The organism is Rhodococcus sp. ZPP, from assembly GCF_017656075.1.
GTDB classification, from domain to species: Bacteria; Actinomycetota; Actinomycetes; order Mycobacteriales; family Mycobacteriaceae; genus Rhodococcus_F; species Rhodococcus_F oxybenzonivorans.
This window is the reverse complement of the sequence record NZ_CP058638.1, coordinates 1,434,610-1,456,561: the sequence shown is the minus strand read 5'-3', so window position 1 is coordinate 1,456,561 and position 21,952 is coordinate 1,434,610. Positions and strand designations below refer to the sequence as shown.

The window sequence follows — 21,952 nt, the reverse complement described above, 5'->3', positions numbered from 1 at the left end:
CGGTGCGGCCGTGCTCAGTACACGTCGCGTAGGTAGCGCTTGTCTTTCTTGAGCTTGTTGACGTACTCCGACGCGTCCTCGGCCGAGAGACCGCCGTGGGTGGCGATCACATGGTGCAGCGCGCGGTCGACGTCCTTCGCCATGCGGGTGGCGTCGCCACACACGTAGAAGTGGCCGCCGTCCTCGAGCCAGGCAAAGAGCTCCTTGCCGTTTTCGAGCATCCGGTTCTGGACATACACTTTCTCGGCCTGGTCGCGGGAGAAGGCCAGGTCCAGGCGGGTGAGCAGACCGCTGTCGCTCATGGCGCCGATCTCGTCCTCGTAGATGTAGTCGGACGCGCGGTGCTGGTCGCCGAAGAACAGCCAGTTGCGCCCTACCGCGCCCCGCGCCCGGCGTTCCTGCAGAAACGCGCGGAACGGTGCGATCCCGGTTCCGGGGCCCACCATGATCATCGGCGCGTGATCGTCGGCGGGCACGCGGAACGACTTGTTCTTCGACACGAAGATTCCACCGGTACCGCCCTCGGCGACGCGGTCGGCCAGGTAGGTCGAGCACACACCGCCGCGGTCGCGCCCCGCGGAGGTGTGCCGGACGCTGGCCACGGTGAGGTGCACGCTGCCCGGGTCGGCGAGGGGACTCGACGAGATGGAGTACGCGCGGTGCTGCAACGGCTTGAGCACGCCCACGAACTCGTCGGCGGTCATCGACAACGCAGGAGCGAGGAGGAGCAGATCGAGGACGTCCTTACCCCACAGCCACGCGTCGAGCGCCTCCTTGTCGCCGTGCCGGAGAACGTGAGTCAGTTCGTCGTTTCCGGCCCGCTTCTCGATCTCGTCGAGGAACTCGTGGGACGGCGTGGAGATTTCGTAGCTGTGCATCAGCAGATCGCTGAACGGGCGTTCCTTGCCGGTGACGGCGGCGTCGGCGGGAATGCCGAGCCGCGACACCAGAGCGTCCACGAGCCGCGGATCGTTGACCGGCATCACACCCAGGGCGTCGCCGGCCTCGTACTCGAGACCGCTGTCGGCGAGCGCGAACTCGTAGTGCCGGATCTCCTTCGCGGACCCGTCACCCGACAGTCTCCGATTGACGGCCAGCGTGGACACATAGGGGTTCTTGCGATTCCACTGCGAACGCTTACGCGCGGGCTTCGCGTCCGGCGCCGCGACATCGGCGACCGGCGACTCCCCGCGAATGCCCTCGACTGCCGCCAACAACGGCAACGTTTCTGCCACCCATGCGGCAGCGGCGTCCTCGTAGTCGACGTCGCAGTCGACGCGCGGAGTGACGCGGCGGGCGCCGAGCTGCTCGAGCCGGGTGTCGATCATCTTGCCGGCCTGACAGTACCCGTCGTAGCCGGTGTCGCCGAGTGCGAGCACCGCGAAGTCCGTGGCCTCGAGACGAGGCGCGGTCTCGGCCGACAGTGCCTGCCAGAACAGTTCCGCGTTGTCGGGCATCTCGCCCTCACCGTAGGTGGAGGTGACGACGAGAACACGCTGCATCGACGCCAGGGCGTCGACCTCGACGTCGTCGAGTGCACTGACCACCGGGGCGAAGCCGTGCGAACGTGCCGCGGCGGCAGCATCTTCCGCGACGCCCTCGGCATTGCCGGTCTGGCTGCCGTACAGCACGTGGACAGCGGGGAGTTGCCCACCGGAGGCGGCGGGTGCGGCGGAGCTGCTGCCGACCGCGAGACGCGAGCTCATTCCGGCCAGGAAGCCGGTGAGCCACACGCGCTGATCGTCGCTGAACGGCGCGTCCTGGGGGATGTACGGCATTTTCATGAGGGAACAGCGTCCTTCGTGGGGATCAGGTCGGGCAGAGCGTGCTGAGCGAACAGTTCCTCGAAGCCGGGCAGCCGGCCGATCTTGTCGACGTTCTTCGCATCCTGGTGCAGGATCCAGCCGTACGTGCCGGGCGCGTCGATGGACCGGACGTTGCGTTTGCGCAGGGCGTCCTTGTAGTCGGCGAGGCGCTTGGCCGCCACCATCACTGCCAGGTCCTCGTCGCTGTAATCCTTCAGGGCTTCGCGGGCGTACCGCTGCAGCCGCTGCATCAGGAAGAAGTCCTCGGTGAGCAGCAGATTGCGCACGGCCTTGTCGACCGCCGGATCGGATGGGTCGGTGGCGCCGGGCAGCTTCGACAGCGCCATTTCCTGCGCGGCATTGAGCACCGTGTAGTTGTTGAGCAGCGCGAACATGGCCTCGGTGTCGGCCTCGCCGTAGCCGGGAACGGCGCCGCCCAGAACTGCGCGTCCGTCGCGGTAGTCCAGCTTGAACTTGCGCACCTGGTGGGCCACCAGCGCGGCCGCGAGTTCGTCGGCCAAGTCCTTGCGCGACTTGGCTTTCAGAATCTCGTCGCTGTCCTGGTACTGCAGCAGCGCACGCGGCATGCCGTACACGAAGTGGTGCTGTTCGGTCTCCCAGTTCTCGAGAAGCCAGGCCGCCTTCGCGGACCCGGTGGCCTCGAGGTGCCAGCCGAGCAGCAGGTGCACAGCCTGGTGGTGCAGTGCCGCGTGCTCGTCGTCACCGGTGATCGAACCGAGCAGGATGGAATCGGCACTGGCTTTGCCGGCGAGCTTGCCCTCGGGGTCGTACTGGTAGACGAACCCACCGCTCATGCCGTTGCCGACACCCTTGCCGAACCCGCCGAGGTTGAGCACCGCGCCGTTGGTCATGTACTCGCACGCGAAGTCGCCGACGCCCTCCACCACTGCGGTGGCGCCCGAGTTGCGGACGGCGAAGCGGTCACCGGCCTGACCCTCGACGAACAGGCGTCCGCCGGTGGCCCCGAACAACGCGAAGTTGCCGATCAGGACGTTGCCGCCGGCTGCGGTCGACCCGCCGCCGGGGGAGCGGACGACGATGCTGCCGCCACACGCCCCCTTGCCGACACCGTCGTTGGCGGTGCCGGTGTGGACCAGAGACATGCCGTCGTTGCAGAACGCACCGTACGACAGACCGGCGGACCCGGAGGTGGCGATCCGGACACTGCCCTCGCGCAGGTAGCCGCGACCGCGCTCGTCACGCAGTACCGCCGGCAGATCCTGTTCGGTCAGTTCGTGATTGAGCATGCGCTCGATGTCGACGGCCAACTGTGCGCCGACGCTCTTGTTGCGGTTGCTCAGCCGTACACCGTCACCGAGTTCGACGGTGCGCTCGCCCTGCTCGACCAGGGCAGCCCGCAACTGGACGAGCCAGCCGTCGTCGAGCGTGTAGTCCTTCTCGAGGTATACGGGATCGCCGATCGTGACCTCGTCGACTACAGCGAGCATCGCCCGCAGGTCGAGCTGGCCGACGCTCGACGGGTGATCGAGCAGGTGCAGCAGGTCGGACCGGCCGCGAGCCTCTCGCAGCGAGGTCATGCCCAGTTCGGCGAGCACCTCCCGCGTCTCGTGGGCGATGTTGAGCAGGTACTGCGCCATCGCCCGCGGGTCACCGTCGAACAGTTCCGGGTTGGTGGTGAGGCCGGCGGGGCATTTGACGTTGCAGTTCTTGGCCATGACGCACTTGAGCATCATCAGCGCGGTGGTCCCGAACTCGAAGCTGTCGGCCCCGAGGAGCGCAGACTTCACCACGTCGCTCGCCGTCTGGTGTGCGCCGGAACACCGGAGCATTACCTTCTGCCGTAAGCCGTTGGCGCACAGCGCCTGGTGAACCTCGGCCACGCCGATCTCGGCGGAGCGCCCCGCGTACTTGAGGCTGGTGACCGCAGCGGCGCCGGTGCCGCCGGTGTTGCCGGCGACGTTGATGACATCTGCGCCCGCCTTCGCGACACCGACCGCAATGGTGCCGATGCCCTCCGACGACACCAGCTTGACGATCACACGGACGCGTGCGGCTTTGCAGTCGTGGATCAGCTGAGCCAGATCCTCGATCGAGTAGGTGTCGTGGTGCGGGGGCGGGGAGACGAGCTCGACGCCGGGGGTGCCGCCGCGCGCGGCCGCGATCTCGACGGTCACCTTGGGGGCGGGAAGCTGCCCGCCCTCACCGGGCTTGGCGCCCTGCGCGATCTTGATCTCCAGCTCTTCGAGCATGGGATCAGCCAGGTAGCCGGCCCACACACCGAACCGGCCCGAAGCGAACTGCTTGATCCGCGAACCGCGGATGGTGCCGTAGCGGGAGATGTGCTCGCCGCCCTCACCGCTGTTCGACATTCCGCCGACCATGTTGGTGCCGTGCGCGACAGCCTCGTGCGCATTGGAGTTCAAAGCGCCGTGGCTCATGGCCCCGGAGGTGAGGAACGGCGTGATCTCACTGGCCCTCTGGACCGTGGCGAGCGGGATGCTGGGCGGTGCGGGGCGCAGCAGGGCCAGGCATCGCAGTGCCTCACCGGACGCCCGTACCAGCAGGGCGTCACCATCGATCCGGTGCTCGCACAGGTGGTCGCCGAACCGCAGGACCAGTGACTCGCCGAGTGCGGCAAGCACAGTGGGGTCACCGGCGTGCGGGCCGGTGAGCCGCAGGCGGAACTCGTCGTCCCCGACCTGCTCGGAGGCGAGCCCACGGACCGCGAAACTGTTGTTGCCCTTACGGGAGAACCGGCCCATCTGCCGGCGGAACTCCTGCGCGGTGGTGAGGAATGTGACGTCGGCGGGCAGGTCGAGGACGTCCCGCAGCGCGGCGGGGCGACGGGTGCGCTCCTCGGCCATGGTCCGGACGAATGCCCGGTAGCCGGGGGTGATTTCGAACCCGTCGATCGCCTCGGGGGTGAGCTTGTGGAAGCCGGCGTTGCGGTAGGCGTCGTCGTCGAGACCGAACGCGTCCTCGAGCCGGTTCAGGGGAAGCAGGCGCAGGGACTCGGTGTGGTCCTGGGTGCCGGCCGTGTCGAAGGCGATCGGCTCCTCGGTGAGGTCGACGAAACCGCGCACGGCAGCCGTGCCGTACGAGTGCCCGGCACCTTCGGCGCGTTCCTTGAAGAGGCCGAGTAGGGGGACGTCCTTCTCCCCGGTGACGGTCGACGCTTTTGCGTGCCAGTCGGCGACGGCCTGGGCGATCACGGCGAATCCCACGCCGCCCACGGGCGTCTTGACGTTCGCGAAGAAGCGGCGCAGAACCGGGTCGTCGGTGTCGAGGTAGTTGGGTTCGAAGAACTCGCCGCCGATATAGCTTTCGGCGGTGCACAGACCCACCCGGCCCATCGTCTTCATCAACGACTTCTCGGCCGCCTTGGCGAAGCGCGTGAACGCCTCGTCCGCGCTGTCCGCGAACTTCTCCTCGGCCCGCAACCGGACGGCGAGGGGGTAGATCGCGGCGGCGCCGAACCCCAGGGCAGCGGCGACGTGGTGCGAGGACGAAATCTGTCCGCTCTCGGCCACCACCGACACCCGCAGGCGCAGGCCCGCCTCGATCAGCCGCTGATTGACGGCCGAAATCGCGATGATCATCGGCAGGGCCGCGCGGTCGGTGGCGACGTGCCGGTCCGTGAGGATGGCGATGCCGCCGCGCTCTCGGGCGAATGCCTCCACCTCGTCGCACAACCCGTCCACCGCCGCCTCGAGCGCGGCCGCGTTTGCAGCGGCGTCGCCGGGAACAGGGCTGTACAGCATCGGGAAACGCTGCACCGGTGTGTCGGTCTGCTTGCGGATCCGCAGCATGTCCAGATGAGTGAGGATCGGCGACGGCACCACGATCTGCGGGGCAGACTCCGCACCACTGTGCAGCTTGGCGCCCAGCGCGACTCGCAGAGTCATGCCGTCCGACTCCCGGATGCTGTCCAGTGACGGGTTGGTGACCTGCGCGAAACGCTGCGAAAAGTACTTGGCCACACCGCCTTCCTGATCGGACAGTGCGTTGATGGCGTTGCCGTAGCCCATCGCGGAGATCTTCTCCTGACCCGAAGCCAGCATCGGGTCCATCATGAACTTGAAGCTTTCCTGGTTGTGCGAGTACGCGACGTACCGCTGATGGCGTTCCAGGTCGCCGTTGTAACGCAGTGGGCCGGGCTCGGCCTCCACCTCGGGCAGGGCGTCGATCGTGCGGCGCGCCTCGGCGACGAGGGCGCGGTAATCGTGCCGTGCTGCCAGCAGCTCGAGCGCCTCGTCGGAGGAGTATGCGCGGCCCTCGCGGTGGTCGAAGTACAGCATGCCGCCCGCCTCGATGCGGCCGCGGTGACGCACCGTCTCGGGGTCGAAGTCGATCTGGCCGGCCTCCGAGGTGACGCAGAGGTAGTCGTCGGTCTCCACGCTGCGCAGCGGACGCAACCCCAACCGGTCGAGACGCGCTCCGACCACGGTGCCGTTCCCGAAGATGACCGCGGCCGGGCCGTCGTTCTTCTCCTCGTAGAGAGAGAAGTACTCGAGCATCGCCCGCACCTCGGGAGAGAGGTTCGTGTCGTTCTCCCATGCGGGGGGCATCATCGACACCACTGCGGTGACGAGGTCGAGACCGTCCTCGACGACCCGGCTCTGCAGCGTCTGATCTAGACGGCAGCTGTCCGACTGGCCGTGGGGACGCACGATCTCCCGGTTCCGGGCACGGGCCACGGCCGTCTCGGAGAGGCGGTTCTTCTTGTCGGTGTTGAGTTCGCCGTTGTGCGCCATGAGCCGGAACGGCTGCGCCATCGTCGGGTGCGGGTCGGTGTTCGTGGAGAACCGGGTGTGGAAGAAGAGGGTGTGAACGGCGTGCGCCGGATCGACCAGGTCGCAGAAGTACGGGATCACCTCGTGCGAATTGAGGCGACCCTTGAGCACCTGGGTGCGGGCGCTGAGCGAGAGCGGGTACATCCCGGCGAGGTCGGGCTGGGTGTAGGCGACGGCCTCGATGGCGAGCAGGGCGTCGTGGATGCGGCGGTCGAACTCGACCCCGTCCGTGCACGCCTCGGGAGCGGTGAACACCCACTGCCGAATGGGCAGCTGGTACTTGATCGCGGCCGGACGCAGGACAGTGACGTCGACGGGGACGTCACGTTCGAGCAGCACCTCGAAGCCCTGCGCGGCGAGTGCTTGCTCGATGACGGCCTCGGCGTCGGCGTGGAACGCGACGTCGGTGGGGAGGAAGAAGTTGCCGACACCGAAGCGGCCGGCTTCCAGCTCACCCCGCCCGGTGAGGGCGCGGAAGAAGGGCACCGAGAGGTCGACACAGATTCCGGCCCCGTCGCCGACGCCCTCGGCCGACATGCCACCACGGTGAGGAACAGCACACAGGGCCTCGTTGCCCAGGGTGAGAATTTCCGGGGTCTGCACGCCATCCTTGCGGGTGATGAAGCCCACGCCGCAGCTGCTCTTGTCGAGCGTCCTGTCGTACAGGCCGAACTCACTGGCACTCGTCTTCAACCGACTGTCTCCTCGCGATACTCGCCGAAATGGGGTCCGTGCAGCACACGGGTGGCGTCGGCGAGAGGATCACGGCGGAGAACCGGCCCCGAACCGATACGCCGGTGAGGCAGACGTCGTTGTCTGTGGTGCGGACCCTGACGAGTCCACGCGAAACCGCAGATTAGCGGAGGCTAAGTCCCTACTGCAAGCGGCTCGTTTCCCAGCCGCGGAGCACTGGCAAATCCGCTTCAGGCGTGCAGGCAGAACGCCTAGTTGCGAATGTCACACCTGGCCAGGACGCTGGGCCGACTCGTGAATACACGGACTTTGGTCGGGTGCCGACGCTTGTGCGGGTGCGGATGACTATTCCGTGGGCGGATGTGATCGCATCTCAGTCGGTGAGATCGATCCGCACGGTCAGGAGGTCGGTGCCGACCGCCCGGACCGCCGCGCTGTTGAGCCGCGGGAGCTGCGCCAGCCGGGCGACGGCGTCGTCGTCGGGTAGCATCGTCGCGGTGCCGGTGTGCCAGGTGCCGTGCAGTCGCAGCCGCACGGCGTTGTTCGCGCGGATGTTGCGGATGTAATGAGAACGCTCACCGAACTCGGACACCAGCCAGAATTCGGTGCCCTGTTGTCGGCCACCGATGGGCGTGACGCGGGGCTGTCCGCTGACGCGGCCGGTGGTCTCGAGGAGCGTCTGGCTCGACAGTCGCGTGGAGAGCGGGTTGGCGACGTGCCGCTGGAATTGCATGACGATCCGTCGTTTGATCGCGTCGAGGTCGGCCATGACGAGAGCCTTCCACGTGGGGAAGGCTCTCGTCGAGCGTTTGGCTACGACGCTGCGACCGCGTCGTCGTCCTGGAACGGGTCGCCGGTCCGTTCGGCGTTGTACCGGGCCTCGTCGAGGATGCCCTCACGCTTGGCGACGATCGTCGGGACGAGTGCTTGACCGGTGACGTTCACCGCGGTGCGGCCCATGTCGACGATCGGTTCGACGGCGAGCAGGAGGCCCACTCCGGCGAGGGGCAGTCCCAGCGTCGACAGGGTCAGCGTCAGCATGACCGTGGCACCGGTGGTGCCTGCGGTGGCCGCCGACCCGATTACCGACACCACCACGATCAGCAGATAGTCGGTGACGGACAGCGGCACCCCATAGAACTCGGCAACGAAGATCGCGGCGATGGCGGGGTACACGGCGGCGCAGCCGTCCATCTTGGTGGTTGCTCCCAGAGGGACCGCGAACGACGCGTACTCGCGGGGAACGCCGAGGTTGCGTTCGGTGACGCGCTCGGTGAGGGGGAGTGTGCCGATCGACGACCGGGAGACGAACCCGAGCTGGGTGGCGGGCCACACGCCGGAGTAGAAGGCGCGCACCGACAGCCCGTGCGCACGTATCAGCACCGGGTAGACGACGAAGAACACCAGCGCCAGCCCGATGTAGACGGCTGCGGTGAACCAGCCGAGCGAGCCGATGGCATCCCAGCCGTAGGTGGCCACCGCATTGGCGATCAGTGCGGCGGTGCCGATCGGAGCAAGGCGGATGATCCACCACAGCACCTTCTGCACGATCGCCAGCAGTGACGCATTGAACTGCAGGAACGGTTCCGCCTTGGCCCCGACCTTCAGCGCGGCGATACCGATGGCGGCGGCCACGACCAGCAGTTGCAGGACGTTGAAGCTCAGTGACGTGCTCGCGACGCCTTCGGTGACAGTCGTTTTCGCGCCCAGGCCCAGGAAGTTGCTGGGCACCAAGCCGGTGACGAACGCCCACCACGATCCGGTGGTCGCCGGCTCCTTGCCTTCGCCGGACACCGTCGTATGTGCACCGGGCTGCGTGAGAAGCCCGACGACAATTCCGATGACCACCGCGATGAATGCGGTGATCGCGAACCACAGAAGGGTCTGCACCGCCAGCCGGGCGGCGTTGGCCACTTCCCGTAAGTTGGCGATGGAACTGACGATGGCCGTGAACACCAGCGGGATGACCGCAACGGTGAGGAGTTTGACGTAGCTCGTGCCGATGGTGTGGACGGTGCCGACGAGCCAGTTCTCATTGCCGTCGGCGGCCGCGGGGAGGCTTCGGGCGACGAGCCCGAGGATGACGCCGACGACGAGGCCGGCGACGATCTGCGGGCCGAACGAGCCGGCCCATTTCGGTAGGCGCCGAGAGGTGTTCTCGGCGCGCGTGGACAGCGCGGAACTGGGCATGGGTGTGCCTTTCGCATGAAGCCGTCAGCCGATGCCTGGTAAGGCGGGATGCGGCGGGGAAGGTTCCTGAGAGGTGTGAGAAGGGTCCGTCAGAGCGGGCGCGGACAGATGGCGCTCGCCTGCATTCGGAGGTCGACGTAGCGTCGAGAAGTCAGGAACAACACCGAAGTGACTGTACTCGCCGACTCGATCACTTCATGAGATGGGCGGCGTCCGCGCGGGCTTGCCGGGCATTCTCGAGTTCGAGTGCGTACAGCAGGCCGAAGGTAAACCCGTTCTCGCCCTCCGTAACTCCGGCGCGCGCTCCGAGAGCGCGAAGGTTGTCGGCGGCGAGCACGCTGTCCTGGTGCTCACCGAGCACCTTCTGGACATGCTTGAACTCGGACACCTTCTTCTCTGCTTTTCCGCCGAGCAGTGGTGTGGCCAGCTCGGCCGCGTACCTGGCGCGTTTGGCCGCTTTCCGGGCGCGGTGCAACTCCGTCGCGTCGGAATCGGCCACAGCGGCAGTGAGTCGTTTCCGCGCCTTGCGCCCGGCCCGCTTGACAGCCTTCGCGATCACTTTCGGGCCGGCGCCGCGTTCGATGGTCAAGGGGGGGGCCGTACGCCATTGCGCGAGCGTCACGAGAAGATTGCGGTAGCGCGCGTCGTCGAGAGCGGACATGACGACGGTCAGGCAACGCTGCTGTTCCCCCAGCAGGTCCTGTTCGATTCGTGCGGCGACGGGACCCATGACCAGCTCGGCGGGCAGGCCGGCGACCAATTCCCCGAGCCGGTGCCGTTGCACCTGACGATCGCGCACCTCGCCGAGTAGTCCTGCGTACCAAACGAGTTCGTCTTCGATCCTCGACCGAGCATCCGGGTCGACCAGATCCTTGAACACGCGGAGAGTACTGCGGAACCGGCGAATGGCCACGCGGGTGGCGTGTATCGGATCGAGTCCGCGGCGCAGCCACACATCACCCGCAACGATTTCGTCGATCTGGGTGCCGAGATAGTCGGTGAGTGCTCGCCGTGCCGGGTTCTCGGAATCGTCGTCCGCGCGGTGCGGCTCGAGTGCCAGCGCGCGGGCCAGTTTCGATGCGTACGACGACGTGTGCGCCCCGCTCCGAACGAGGCGGCCACCGATGTCGCGCAGCAGTCGTTCTTGCCCGTGATCCCCGATTTCGACCTCGACTTCGCGCCACTGACTGGCAATGGCTCCACCGTTGTGGGCGGTTGCGGTGGCGCGCACCGAATCGTCCGCCAGTTCGGCCAGCGAGTTGCCATCGGAGTCGACCACACGGTGGCGCCGCCGGACGGTCGAGAGGGAGGCCACTCGCAGGAGAGGTTTGCCGAGCGCCACACCCGACACCGCGTTCGCCAGCTCGTCCGGGACGGACTCGTCACTTGTGGGCGGAAGCCGGACCTCGGTGCGGGCGTCGCCGGCAGGCACCTTGAGCTGCCATCCGAGGTCGTCGTCGCCCGAGCGGCGGCGAAGCGTCAGATGATGACGGAGAAGGTCACGGTCGGCGGTGTCGAAGTAGACACTGTCGAGCCGGATGGTGTCGATGTCTTCCCGGCCCTGGTCGGGAACCAGGTCTCCGAGAGCCGGTACGACGAAGTCGAGGCTCACGTCGTATTTGTCTTCGCGTTCTGTCTGCTCCGCCGCCATCAGTCCAGTTTGCACCCCGCCTCTTTCGGATACCAGCGGCGGAAAACGTCGGGGTGCGCGCGGGTCCGGCTCTTCCACGCGTTCTCGCCGTATGTGCGGTACAACGGGTTGGCGGGGTCCCGTTCGACTCCCCGGGCTCGCGACGCCAGGTGCGGGGGCAGGGTAATCGTCGGAACTGTCGCGTCGAGTGCAGGATTGAGGAAGTACGGCACCGACAGCCGCTCCGGTGCCCCCGCCGGTGTGAGCACCCGGTGTCGGGTGGCCCGCAGATATCCACCCGTCGCCACCTCGAGTAGTTCGCCGATGTTGACCAGGAACGAGCCCGTGCGCGCCGGAGCGTCGATCCAGCTGCCGTCCTCACTCTCCACCTGCAGTCCCGTCGAGCCGGGCTCGAGGAGCAGGAGGGTGAGGACGCCTGAGTCCTTGTGGGCGCCCACGCCCTGCTCACCGGTGTGATCGTCGCTCGGCCGAGCCGGGTACCGCACCACTTTGATGAGTGTGGCCGGGGCGTGGGCGAAGGCGTCGTCGAAGATGCCCGGATCGGCGTCGAGGGAGGCCGCCCAGTGTCGGAGCAGACGCATCCCGACCTCGGCCAGTGCCGCGTCGAACTGCTCGATTGTGGATTTCAGTGCGGGTAGCGCTGCGGGCCACTGGTTCGGGCCCTGCAACCGCAGGTAGTCGGTCGCATCCGGAACCGGGTCCCGTTCCGGCCCGATGTCAATCTGTTCACGCCAGTCGATCTCGCCGTTGGTCAGTTCCCCGCCCACCCGGTTGTAGCCGCGAAAATGCGGGCTGTCGATCATGGCGATCGACATCTTCGACTCTTCGGGCAGCGCGAAGAACTCCCGGGCGACCGAGAACACCCCGTCGAGGAGGCGGCGGTCGACGCCGTGACCGTCGAGGTAGAAGAACCCGACGTGATGGGTGATCTCCCGCAGCCGCTCACGCCCGGCGGGGGTGTCCAGGTCGGCGAGGTCGATGACGGGAAGCACCTCTCCACGGTATCCCCGTGGCGAACTCCGGGCGAATGTACCGTTCGACGCGACCAGTGCGTCCGAAGGTACATTCGCCCGGCGAAGGAAGGGCCGTGATCAGCGATTCAGCACTGGCTCGCCCTCGTGGACGATCACTGCCGGGGGAGCGTCGACCTGATCGATCCTGCGGGGAATCAGCGCGGCGAGGATCGCTCCCACGGCGGCCGCGACGGCGCCGATCAGGAATGCGACTTGGAATCCTCTGTCGGTGTACAGGATTGCGCCCTGCGTCACCTCCGGCGGGATCGGGGCGATGTACGAATTGTTCATCACCGTGAACGCGACCACCGGCAGGACCGCGGCGACGATGCTCTGTGTCACGCTCACGATGCTCGCCGTGGTGGCCTGCAGTTGCGGCGGAACGGCCTCGATCAGCAGGTTCGGCACCGCTGCGTAGGCCAGCCCCATGCCTGTGCCGGTCAGGCCGGCGAAGATCAGAAGCAGCGCTTTGGAGTCGTGCATCTGGGCGGTGAGCAGGAATCCGGCCGACATGAACAACAGGCCCACGATCATCAACAGGCGGGGTCGGACGTTCTTGCCGACCAAGATGCCGACGACGATACCGCCGACCACGACCATCCCCCCCAACGGAACCTGAAAGATCGCGAATCCTTCGGCGCTGACCCCGAACCCGTAACCCAACCCCAGGATCGCGGGAGTCATGGCCATCATCGGGAGCAGGATAGTGAACAGCGCGCTGCAGCCGTACGCGAGCCCGGAGCCCATCGACGTCAGCAGGATCGGCCGCCTGCGGAGGACGTCGAGGTCGACGAGGGGTTCCCGCACGATCCGGGCGGAGACGAGCCAGGCCGCTACCAATGCAACGCCGCCGGCAAGGAACGCGAGCGTCGACGCGTTCGACCAACCCCAGATCGGTCCGAAGCTGACCGCGATCAGAATGCCCGCGATGCCGCCGCCGAGGAGGACCGCACCGAGGACGTCCATTCTCGACTGCAGACGTACCGGTGATTCGTCCGTGCTGAGCAGGATGAGCACACCGACGACGCCGAGTCCGACGACGAAGAACCAGAAGATGCTGCGGAAGCCGTGATTGTCGAGGAACCAGCCGGTGAGAAACGGTGCGGGGATGGCGATGAGGCCCATGCCGCTGGTGGCGACACTGACCGACAGGGCGACGGTTTTCGGCGGGAAGATGTCCCTGATCAGGGAGTAGCTCAGGAAGATGCAGGGAATCAGCACGCCGGACAGCGACCGGCCCACGATCAAGACCGCGTAGCTGGGCGCGACCGCGGAGACAAAGGATCCGAGTGCGGCAATGAACGTGCACGCCAGCAGAATCTTGCGCTTTCCGTACACGTCGGCCGACTTGCCGAGGAGGGGACCGGTGACGGCGCCGACCAGCAGGAACGAGGTGAGCAACCACGCGCCCTGCGTAGTGTGGTAGTGCTGGGAAATCGCCGGAACCGCCATCGAAATCATGATGTAGCTGACCGCGAGAATCTCCAGGAGCAGCATGATCGAGGTCAGGGAGAAAAGTAGCCGCGGCGACCAGTTCGGTGTCTCTCCGGGCAGGTCGATGGACGTGGTAGCAGGATCAAACATCGGGGTCCTCTCGGGTACCCACACGGTCCCTGTTCGGGATTGCGCGTGCAGTGTGTCGGTGACCGCACCCACCCCTCCATTGGGTGAGAAGTGCGTGTTCGACATCACACTTGGCCACGGACGTACCCACCATGGGTGTGACCGCTCAGCGGAAGAACTGACCGCGTTGCGTCCGCTCACCGGAACAGCGTGCAGGCGAACGGGTCTAGAACCCCCAGCCCATCTGCGCGGAGTATTCGGAACCGAAGGCGAGGTCCAGGGCGTCGAGGGTTGACGAGTCGACGGCCCACAACCTGTTCGCTGCGGCGAACGCGCGTGCGTGGTGCGCACCGAGGTACAGGCTGCCCAGCACGTCCAGGGCGAGCACCACCTGTGGGTCCGCTTCGGTGCGGGTGCACACCGCGCGGCCGTCCCGCACGCGCAACGCGAATCGGCCGCCGGCATCGAGGAAGCCATCGTCGACCTGCATCACGACGTCGAGATCGCACCGGTATACCCGAGCCTCGAGCGCGGCGGAAACGTCCATGATCCGTACCCACAATTCGTCGTGACGGGAGGTCGTACGGACCAGCCTGCTGTCGGTCAACAGGTACGGCAGCGGATCGTCGGGAACAACGGAGGCCTCGATCCGCCGGATGAGGTCCAGTCCGAGCAGGGCCCGCCACAGGGCGATATGGCTGTCGTCGGTGACCGAGCGGAACTCCTGGACGCGCGCGGTCGTCCCGTGCTCTCCGGAGACGCAGCGGTAAAGCACGTACCCGTCGTCGTGGAGCAGTCCGAACAGACTCGTACCGCCGCCGCGCTCGCTCTCCGGGTCGGCGAAAATTCGGTCCCACACGTTGTCCGGTCGTACCTGGGCGCCGGGTGTACGTCGCTGCCACCGGTCGTAAATTTCGGTGATCGACGGACGCGCCTCGATGGGGCGGACCATGCGCACACCACCGGGATCGGGTACATCCGGGTGTAGTGCTGCGAACCGGCGATCGATTCCGACCGTGGATTCGACAGTGGTCGGACCGTACCCGAACCGGCCGTAGATCCCGCCCTCGCTGGCGGTCAGAATCGACAGCGGCACGCCCGACCGCCGGATACGCGCGTGTTGTTCTGTGTAGAGCGCGCGCAGGATGCCCCGCCGGCGATGTGTGGGGGCAACGGTCACCGCGGTGATTCCGGCCGCCGCGACGCCGGCACCACCGGGCACCGTGACCGTCATCGGAATGTCCATGGTTGCGCCCACCACGGCAGCACCGTCCAGTGCGATGACAGGACGGTCGGCGCCCACCAGTCCTTTCCAGAAGGCTGTGAGCTCCGGTGTCTGCGGCGTCGCGAAACAGATTTCGTTGAGCAGCACGATCTTCGGCCAATCCTGCTCCGTCGCCGTCCTGATCGTGATCCCGCCGGTGGTGGTCGTCATGCCCCGACACTGGCACACCACACTCTGCCCTGCACGCGAATTTCAGCCGACTGTGAGCGACGACGGCGCACCAGCTCAGGCCGGGTCGGCGGCGATCCGTCCCGAGTGCACCGCGTCGACCAGGACCGCGTGGTCGGCTTCCGTTCGATCGGCGTAGCGGACGGCGTACCGCCCGATCGCTTCGTCCAGTTCCTCGTCGCCGGCGAAGTAGCCGGCGAGTAACCGCGGATCGAGCGAACGGGTGTGTGCACGTGCGAGGAGGGCGCCGGCCAGGCGGCCGTAGTCGTCGAGATGGTCCTGCGCGAGACCGGTGGGATCGATGTCGCCTTTGAGGTTCCGGAACTGCCGCACGATGTAGGGAAGGCCATCAATTGTGGTCCAGCCCAGGAGAATGTCCGACTCCGCCTGCACCAGCCGGGCGCCGTGCACGATCCGCTTGCCTTCGTGTTTCGGCGTGCTGACAGGCAGGTACGGCGACAGTGCCGACGGCCGCGCTTGCTTGAGCTGCAGGACGAGTGCCTCGTCCCGGTTGCCCTGCAGCAGGGCGATGTAGCTGCGCAGTCCCACACTCCCGGTTCCGACGATCCGGAAGGCGACATCGGATACGGCGAATCGGGTGATCAGGTTGCGGCGCGACTCGCGCAGTGATTCGACATAAAGTTCGAGTCCTTCGATCACGGCATCGGCAGTTGCCTGTTCGACACGTGTGAGAACCGGCGGGTTCTCCACGAATCGCCGTCGCCGTGCCCCGGTCCTGTGGTCTTCGAGGTGCTCGGTCCATTTGGCCGCCACCTTCTCGCTGGTGTTGCGGCGGGCCTTCTGCGCGGCCTTGTCGAAGTCGTCGAGCAAGTCGTCTGCTTTCGCCCGTTCGAGCGCCGACTTGTCGGGGAGAGCGTTCCACGACTGCAGGAATGGCTGTTCGGCGAGCTCGCGGATGGTGCGCCGATACGAGGTGACGGCATCCTCGGCGGCCTCGATGCAGCCGCGCTCGGACACACTGCCCTCGCGTCCGGCGAGGACCAGGCTCGCGGCGAGACGTTTGAGGTCCCACTCCCACGGACCCGGGAGCGTCTCGTCGAAGTCGTTGATATCCATCACGATCTGCCCGTCCGGTGTCCCGTACAGGCCGAAATTGGCGGCGTGCGCGTCGCCGCACAGTTGCGCCGTCAACCCGGTGACAGGTGAACCGGCGAGGTCGGCTGCCATGAGACCGGCAGCGCCTCGGAAGAACGAGAAAGGGGAGGCGATCATCCGGCCGATCCGTAGCGGCAGCAGAGAAGTCAGCCTGCCCTCGTTGGTGGCCTCGACGAACTCGAGCACTCCGGGCCGGTCTGTCCCGACGGCGACGTGGTCGTGCGCGCTGGACGGCACGGATGCCCGCAGTGCGTTGCCGCGCGCAGCGACGTCGTCCGCCTCGACCCTCGTTCGCAGGTCGACCCGCGCTCGGTCGGTCGTCACGATGGTGACCATATCCCAGGCACTCGGCATTCGACTAAGGTCCGGTGCATGCGGAGCAAGTGTGGCAACCGTGCCGCAGGGTGAGGCCGGAACCTTCCGACGTCGGGAACCGGTCATGCGCCGGGAATCGTGGGGTTTCGCGATCGGGTCGGTATTGTTCGCGCTCGGGGCACTGCAGGTGTACGGGGACGCTGTCGGCCGGGAGATCGACAATGCGACGTATTTCGTCGGATCGCTGTTCTTCACTGCCGCCGCGTACATCCAGCTCCGACTCAGTGGGCGACCGGTGCCCGGTGCCGAATCCTTACGCGTCGAGCGCTACGACTGGTGGGCGGCGCTGATCCAGTTCGCCGGCACTCTTCTGTTCAACCTCAGCACGGGGGTGGCACTCGTCCACGGCCTGACGGTCGAACAGGACGAAGCGTGGCAGTGGCGGCCGGACCTGTTCGGGTCGACCGCCTTCCTCGTTGCCAGTGGCCTGGCGGTAGTGGCCACCACTGAAACCGACAAATTGTGGGATCCCCAAGCTCGCAACTGGCGGAGCACCTGGCTGAACATGATCGGGTCGGTGGCGTTCGGCGTGTCGGCCGTCGGCTCCTTCATATTGCCGGGAACGGACATGCCGGCCGATCCTGTGGCTGCAGATCTCGGAACGTTCGTGGGCGCGCTCTGCTTCTTCGTGGCCGCGCTGTTGATGCGCCCGCCTCACCGCACGTATTCGTCGAACCAGTCGAGTACCCGGTCGTAGGCATCGCTCGCTGCCGCGGGGTTGTAGCGTTGCCCGGTGTCGTTGAAGAAGGCGTGGTCGGCACCCGGAACCGTGACGATCTCGTGGGGCAGTGCGGCACGAGCCAATGCGGCGGCTGCGGCGTCCCGGCTCGCGTTCACCCGGGCATCGTGCTCTGCATAGATGGCCAGCACGGCGGCCCGGGAACCAGAAAAATCTGCGTTCTCCGGCAGGGGTCCGTAGAACGGGACGGCGGCGGCGAGTCGAGGTTCACCGGAGGCCAGAAGTAGCCACACCATTCCGCCGCCGAAGCAGAACCCGACCGCGGCCGTTTTCTTGTTCGGCACCCGTCGTTCGAGTTCGTCGGCGCCGGCCTTCATGTCGGCCACGAAGCGTTCCGGCGGCACCTTCGCCAGTGTCGCCGTGGCCTGAGCGGGATCCGTGAAGGACGCGGTGCCGCCCTCTTCCGACAACAAGTCGACGGCGAGAGCGGAGTACCCTTCCCGTGCGAATCGACCTGCGACCGAACGAATATGGTCGGTGAGCCCTTTGTTCTCGTGGATGACGAGTACTGCTCCGCGGGGCGAGTCCGCCGGCGCCCAGGCTCCTTGGAGGGTTCGTCCGTCGGGTCCGGGTAGCGTCACCGATTCAGTGGCGACGGCGCCTGCCGCACCGGGTGGTGGGGATGCCTCACTGGACGCGGTGCTCGCCGTGGTCGTGCCTGGGTCGTTGGTGCAGGCGGCGAGGAGCGAGGTGGCGGCAGCGACACCGAGGCCTATCAGGCCCAGTCTTCGCAGGGCTTCCCGTCGGGTGAGGAGGCCGTCGGCATGGTCGACCGCGATCTCCTCGGCTATATAGCGTTGCAGTGGCGTCATGATCGTCCTCGTCCGAACGGCCGTTGCAGAGCATTTTCGCGCGTCTACGCCGGTGCGAAGAACTCCAGCGCGATGTTGTCGGGATCGCGGAACGAGATACCCGATCCGTAGTGGGCGGTCTTGATGCCTCCGTGCTCGATGCCGAGGGCGTCGAGCCGATCCCGCCACACCACCAGATCGGAACACTGGAACGCCACGTGGTCGAGCCCCACCTGCCGTTCGTCGAACCTGCTCCCGGAACTGCCGCCGGTGTGCGCGTGTAACCCGAACAGCATCCCGCCGTCCAGAGCGAACACGGTGTGATGGAAGGTGCCCGACTCCTCGTCCTCGTCGAGGACCGGTGCCGAATCGAACAACGCGCTGTACCAAGCGGTGCTGGTCGGCAGGTCGGAGACCGTGATCGCGATGTGGGCCAAGCCCGGGAAACTGGACATGTGTGGCATCCCTTCTCCGACGAAAGTTCGTGCGCGGATCCATACGACAGTATCGACTTCGGGCACCCGGCACACCCAGAAACCACTCGAGCCCACTCGGCTGGGACGGCTAGCCTGGGGCGATGCGCACCGTGGGCGTCGATCTCGCCGCCGAACCGAACAGGACGGCGATGGCGGTCGTCGAGTGGTCGGAAGGCGATGCCCGCGTCGAATCGGTGATGCTGGGCGTACGCAACGACGCCATCACCGCCGCAATCCTCGACAGCGACCGGGCGGGAATCGATGCACCTTTCGGCTGGCCCGACGCCTTCGTGCAGATGGTGTCCGCACATCATGCCGGCAGGATGGCGGCCACCGAAGAACTGTCACACCGCGCCGGCCGGCGACCCCTGACGAAACGTCGGACCGACCTCGTCGTCCAGGCTGCCACCGGCATCGCACCGCTCAGTGTCTCCGCTGACCTCATCGCGCACGTGGCACTGCGCTGCGCCGGGATTCTCGCCGAACTCGGCGACCTCGGCGCCGACGTCGACCGCGTCGAAGGCCGGGCCGTGGAGGTGTATCCCGCCGCTGCCCTGCGGCGGTGGGGACTGCTCTCGCGCGGCTACAAGCGGTCCGCGAATCGGGTGACCCTGGGCGAGTTGGTCGACACCCTTCTCACCTCGGCGCCGTGGATGGACCTCGGGGCGCACGAACCACTCTGCCGCACCTCGGACGACGCCCTCGACGCCGTCCTGTCCGCTGTGATCGCGCGCGCGGCGGCCGTGGGACTCACCGAGATGCCCGACGACGCGGACCGCAGGATCGCCCGCCGCGAGGGCTGGATCCACGTGCCCGTGGGCAGCCTGCAGTCGCTGCGGCCGACGCCGTGAACCGAAACCAGGCAAAGTGGACAGCACACGCACAGTGCGTGGCGAGGACAAAGGAGACTCATGGCTTTCTGGGATCAGCTGAAGGCAAAGGCGTTCGAAATGAACGGCCAGCTCAAGACGAAAACGGCACAGTTCCAGAACAAGGAGTTCGCCAACGCCAGCATGGCCATGTGCGCACTCATCGCCGCGGCTGACGGCACGATCGACCCGTCGGAACGACAGAAGACCGCGACGCTGATCACCAGCAACGAAGCGCTCAGTGTCTTTCCCTCGGACGAGCTGCGTCAGAAGTTCGAGTGGTACTGCAGCAAGCTGCAGTCGGACTTCGAGTTCGGCAAGATCGAAGCCACCGCCACCATCGCGAAGCTGAAGTCCAAGCAGGATCAGGCGCGGGCCGTGATCCAGATCGGCATCGTCATCGGCGGCGCGGACGGCAACTTCGACCAGCACGAGCGAAATGTGGTGCGCGACGCCTGTTTCGCCGTCGGGATTGCTCCGGCGGAATTCGAACTGTGACGTAAACGGTGGCGCGCCCCTACGAAGTGGCGCGCCACCGACTGCGACGTCGATCCCATGATCGAACAGTGGCTGACACGAGAAGTTGGCGTCACCCGGCGCAGCGGAACCTCCACGCCGGGGGCGTGCTCATCCGGGTGGCGGGTGTCAGCGGCACCAATGCCGAAGGACCTTTGCCGTGAGCTCGGCCCGACTCAGGTGGTGATGGTGATGGCGCGGTCCCCGCTGGTGCTGCACCTCGGAATGGACTTCGCGAATGATTTCGAACATCCCTCCGCCCTCCATTCTCTGCATCCTGCCCCGGAGCAGGACGCACCGGGGCGTCTGATTCCGTTTTACCCCATCGGTGGGCTTTCAGACGGGTTTCGGGCATACCTTTTCCGGCGTCGTTCGGCGGGGCCGCCGTAGGGTCGAGGCAGTGGCACAACCCGATATCGATGGAGGCTGACCGATGACCGAAGTTCACGACCGCAGCAAGATCTACATCGACGGAGCGTGGGTCGATTCGCAGGGGACGGGGCGTATCGACGTCGTCAACCCCGCCACCGAAGAGGTCATCGCTGTGGTCGCGGACGGCACCGCAGAGGACGTCGACCGTGCCGCCGAGGCCGCCCGCGCCGCATTCCCCGCGTGGTCGGCCCTCAGCGGCGAAGAGCGCGGCCAGTACCTGCGCAAAGCGGCCGGTCTCGTGAAGGAGCGAGTCGACGAACTCGCCGCCCTGGTGTCGAGCGACATGGGGATGCCTGTGCGGTTAGCGAAGCCCGTGCAGATCGGGATGCCATTGGCGAACCTCTCTGCCTTCGCCGAACTGGCGGCCAACTACAACTTCGACGCCCAGGAGGTCGGGAATTCGCTGATCGTGCGGGAGCCGATCGGCGTGGTCGGTGCCATCACCCCGTGGAACTTCCCCCTCCATCAGGTGGTCCTGAAGGTCGGTGGCGCCCTCGCCGCGGGTTGCACCGTGGTGCTCAAGCCGACCGAGGTGGCGCCCCTCATCACCTACGCCCTCACCGACATCTTTCACGAGGTCGGTCTGCCGGCCGGCGTGTTCAACCTCGTCAGCGGGTACGGTCCCGTGGTCGGGGAGGCCATCGCCGGACACCCCGAGGTAGACATGGTCTCCTTCACCGGCTCCACCCGCGCCGGTAAGCGCGTCGCCGTCGTCGCAGCCGAGACGGTGAAGAAGGTGGCGCTCGAACTGGGCGGCAAGTCGGCCAACGTCATCCTCGACGACGCGGACCTCACCAAGGCCGTCACCGACGGGGTGGGCAAGTGCTATTTGAACTCGGGTCAGACGTGTTCGGCACTCACCCGCATGCTCGTCCCGGCCGACAAGGTGGACGAGGCGGCCGCGATCGCTGCGCAGGTCGCCCAGAATTATGCCGTCGGCGACCCGACCGCGGCCACGTCGGTCCTCGGGCCGCTGGTCAATTCGAATCAGCTCAAACGGGTCCGAAGCTACATCGAGCAGGGAATCGCCGAGGGTGCCGAGCCTGTTCTCGACGGACGCGAAACCGGTCAGGAGAGAGGCTATTTCGTCGGCCCCACCATCTTCTCCGGGGTCACCGAAGACATGACGATCGCCCGCGAAGAGATCTTCGGACCTGTGCTCTCCATCATCGGGTACCAGGACGAGGAGGACGCGGTTCGGATCGCCAACGCCACCGAGTACGGGCTCGCCGGCGGCGTCTGGTCCGGGGACAAGGACCGTGCCGATCGCGTCGCCCGGCGGCTACGGGCCGGCCAGGTCGAGGTGAACGGCGGCGCCTTCAACACCAACGCCCCGTTCGGTGGGTACAAGCAGTCGGGTATCGGGCGTGAAGCCGGTGTTCTCGGCTTCGAAGAGTTCCTCGAGGTCAAGTCGATCCAGCGGTAGGCGGCTCCGCCGCCCGTGAGTGGTTAACGAGTCTCTGGACTCGTTAACCACTCACGGGTGCGGAGCGCA

General features: G+C 66.7%; 15 protein-coding genes. 4 read left to right on the top strand and 11 right to left on the bottom strand.

What is annotated here, in order from left to right:
• Positions 1 to 14: 14 nt before the first annotated feature.
• From HYG77_RS06865 to HYG77_RS06825, 9 genes are all read right to left on the bottom strand, one after another.
• Positions 15 to 1,784, bottom strand: coding sequence for a sulfite reductase subunit alpha (locus HYG77_RS06865; protein WP_208962238.1), 1,770 nt, complete (start codon positions 1,782 to 1,784; stop codon positions 15 to 17).
• Positions 1,781 to 7,273 (bottom strand): glutamate synthase-related protein, encoded by a 5,493-nt coding sequence (locus HYG77_RS06860; protein ID WP_208962237.1) that lies wholly within the window; start codon positions 7,271 to 7,273, stop codon positions 1,781 to 1,783. The genes HYG77_RS06865 and HYG77_RS06860 overlap by 4 nt, the downstream gene beginning before the upstream one ends.
• Before the next feature lie 373 nt (positions 7,274 to 7,646).
• Positions 7,647 to 8,042, bottom strand: a complete 396-nt coding sequence (locus HYG77_RS06855; protein ID WP_208962236.1) for a nitroreductase/quinone reductase family protein — start codon at positions 8,040 to 8,042, stop codon at positions 7,647 to 7,649.
• 44 nt (positions 8,043 to 8,086) lie between these two features.
• A complete protein-coding gene (locus HYG77_RS06850) occupies positions 8,087 to 9,463 on the bottom strand; it encodes a dicarboxylate/amino acid:cation symporter (RefSeq protein ID WP_208962235.1) in 1,377 nt (458 codons plus the stop codon).
• A gap of 190 nt (positions 9,464 to 9,653) precedes the next feature.
• A complete protein-coding gene (locus tag HYG77_RS06845; RefSeq protein WP_208962234.1) occupies positions 9,654 to 11,114 on the bottom strand; it encodes a CYTH and CHAD domain-containing protein in 1,461 nt (486 codons plus the stop codon).
• Positions 11,114 to 12,106 carry an isopenicillin N synthase family oxygenase gene (locus HYG77_RS06840; RefSeq protein WP_208962233.1) on the bottom strand — a complete coding sequence of 331 codons (993 nt, stop codon included), beginning with the start codon at positions 12,104 to 12,106 and terminating at the stop codon, positions 11,114 to 11,116. The genes HYG77_RS06845 and HYG77_RS06840 overlap by 1 nt, the downstream gene beginning before the upstream one ends.
• 99 nt (positions 12,107 to 12,205) lie before the next feature.
• Positions 12,206 to 13,711 carry an MFS transporter gene (locus HYG77_RS06835; RefSeq protein WP_208962232.1) on the bottom strand — a complete coding sequence of 502 codons (1,506 nt, stop codon included), beginning with the start codon at positions 13,709 to 13,711 and terminating at the stop codon, positions 12,206 to 12,208.
• A 205-nt stretch (positions 13,712 to 13,916) separates the two neighbouring features.
• Positions 13,917 to 15,125: an enhanced intracellular survival protein Eis gene (locus HYG77_RS06830; RefSeq protein ID WP_208962231.1), complete on the bottom strand. Its 1,209-nt coding sequence runs from the start codon at positions 15,123 to 15,125 to the stop codon at positions 13,917 to 13,919.
• A gap of 75 nt (positions 15,126 to 15,200) precedes the next feature.
• Positions 15,201 to 16,583: a DUF2252 domain-containing protein gene (locus HYG77_RS06825; protein ID WP_208962230.1), complete on the bottom strand. Its 1,383-nt coding sequence runs from the start codon at positions 16,581 to 16,583 to the stop codon at positions 15,201 to 15,203.
• Positions 16,584 to 16,698: 115 nt separating this feature from the next.
• Between HYG77_RS06825 and HYG77_RS06820 the strand changes: the two genes are divergently transcribed.
• On the top strand, positions 16,699 to 17,331 hold the full coding sequence (locus tag HYG77_RS06820) for a hypothetical protein (RefSeq protein ID WP_208963305.1): 633 nt from the start codon (positions 16,699 to 16,701) through the stop codon (positions 17,329 to 17,331).
• Here HYG77_RS06820 and HYG77_RS06815 read toward each other — a convergent pair.
• Both HYG77_RS06815 and HYG77_RS06810 read right to left on the bottom strand, forming a co-directional pair.
• Positions 17,289 to 18,185, bottom strand: coding sequence for a dienelactone hydrolase family protein (locus HYG77_RS06815; RefSeq protein WP_208962229.1), 897 nt, complete (start codon positions 18,183 to 18,185; stop codon positions 17,289 to 17,291). The two genes, HYG77_RS06820 and HYG77_RS06815, sit on opposite strands and share 43 nt — an antisense overlap.
• 44 nt (positions 18,186 to 18,229) lie before the next feature.
• Positions 18,230 to 18,619, bottom strand: a complete 390-nt coding sequence (locus tag HYG77_RS06810; RefSeq protein ID WP_109334954.1) for a VOC family protein — start codon at positions 18,617 to 18,619, stop codon at positions 18,230 to 18,232.
• A gap of 122 nt (positions 18,620 to 18,741) precedes the next feature.
• On the opposite strand from HYG77_RS06810, the gene HYG77_RS06805 reads away from it, so the two are divergent.
• The 3 genes from HYG77_RS06805 to HYG77_RS06795 all read left to right on the top strand — a co-directional run bounded on the left by HYG77_RS06805 (position 18,742) and on the right by HYG77_RS06795 (position 21,883).
• Positions 18,742 to 19,491 carry a DUF429 domain-containing protein gene (locus tag HYG77_RS06805; RefSeq protein WP_208962228.1) on the top strand — a complete coding sequence of 250 codons (750 nt, stop codon included), beginning with the start codon at positions 18,742 to 18,744 and terminating at the stop codon, positions 19,489 to 19,491.
• A gap of 60 nt (positions 19,492 to 19,551) precedes the next feature.
• Positions 19,552 to 20,007: a tellurite resistance TerB family protein gene (locus HYG77_RS06800; RefSeq protein ID WP_159920810.1), complete on the top strand. Its 456-nt coding sequence runs from the start codon at positions 19,552 to 19,554 to the stop codon at positions 20,005 to 20,007.
• A 451-nt stretch (positions 20,008 to 20,458) separates the two neighbouring features.
• Positions 20,459 to 21,883 (top strand): aldehyde dehydrogenase family protein, encoded by a 1,425-nt coding sequence (locus tag HYG77_RS06795; protein WP_208962227.1) that lies wholly within the window; start codon positions 20,459 to 20,461, stop codon positions 21,881 to 21,883.
• Positions 21,884 to 21,952: the final 69 nt, after the last annotated feature.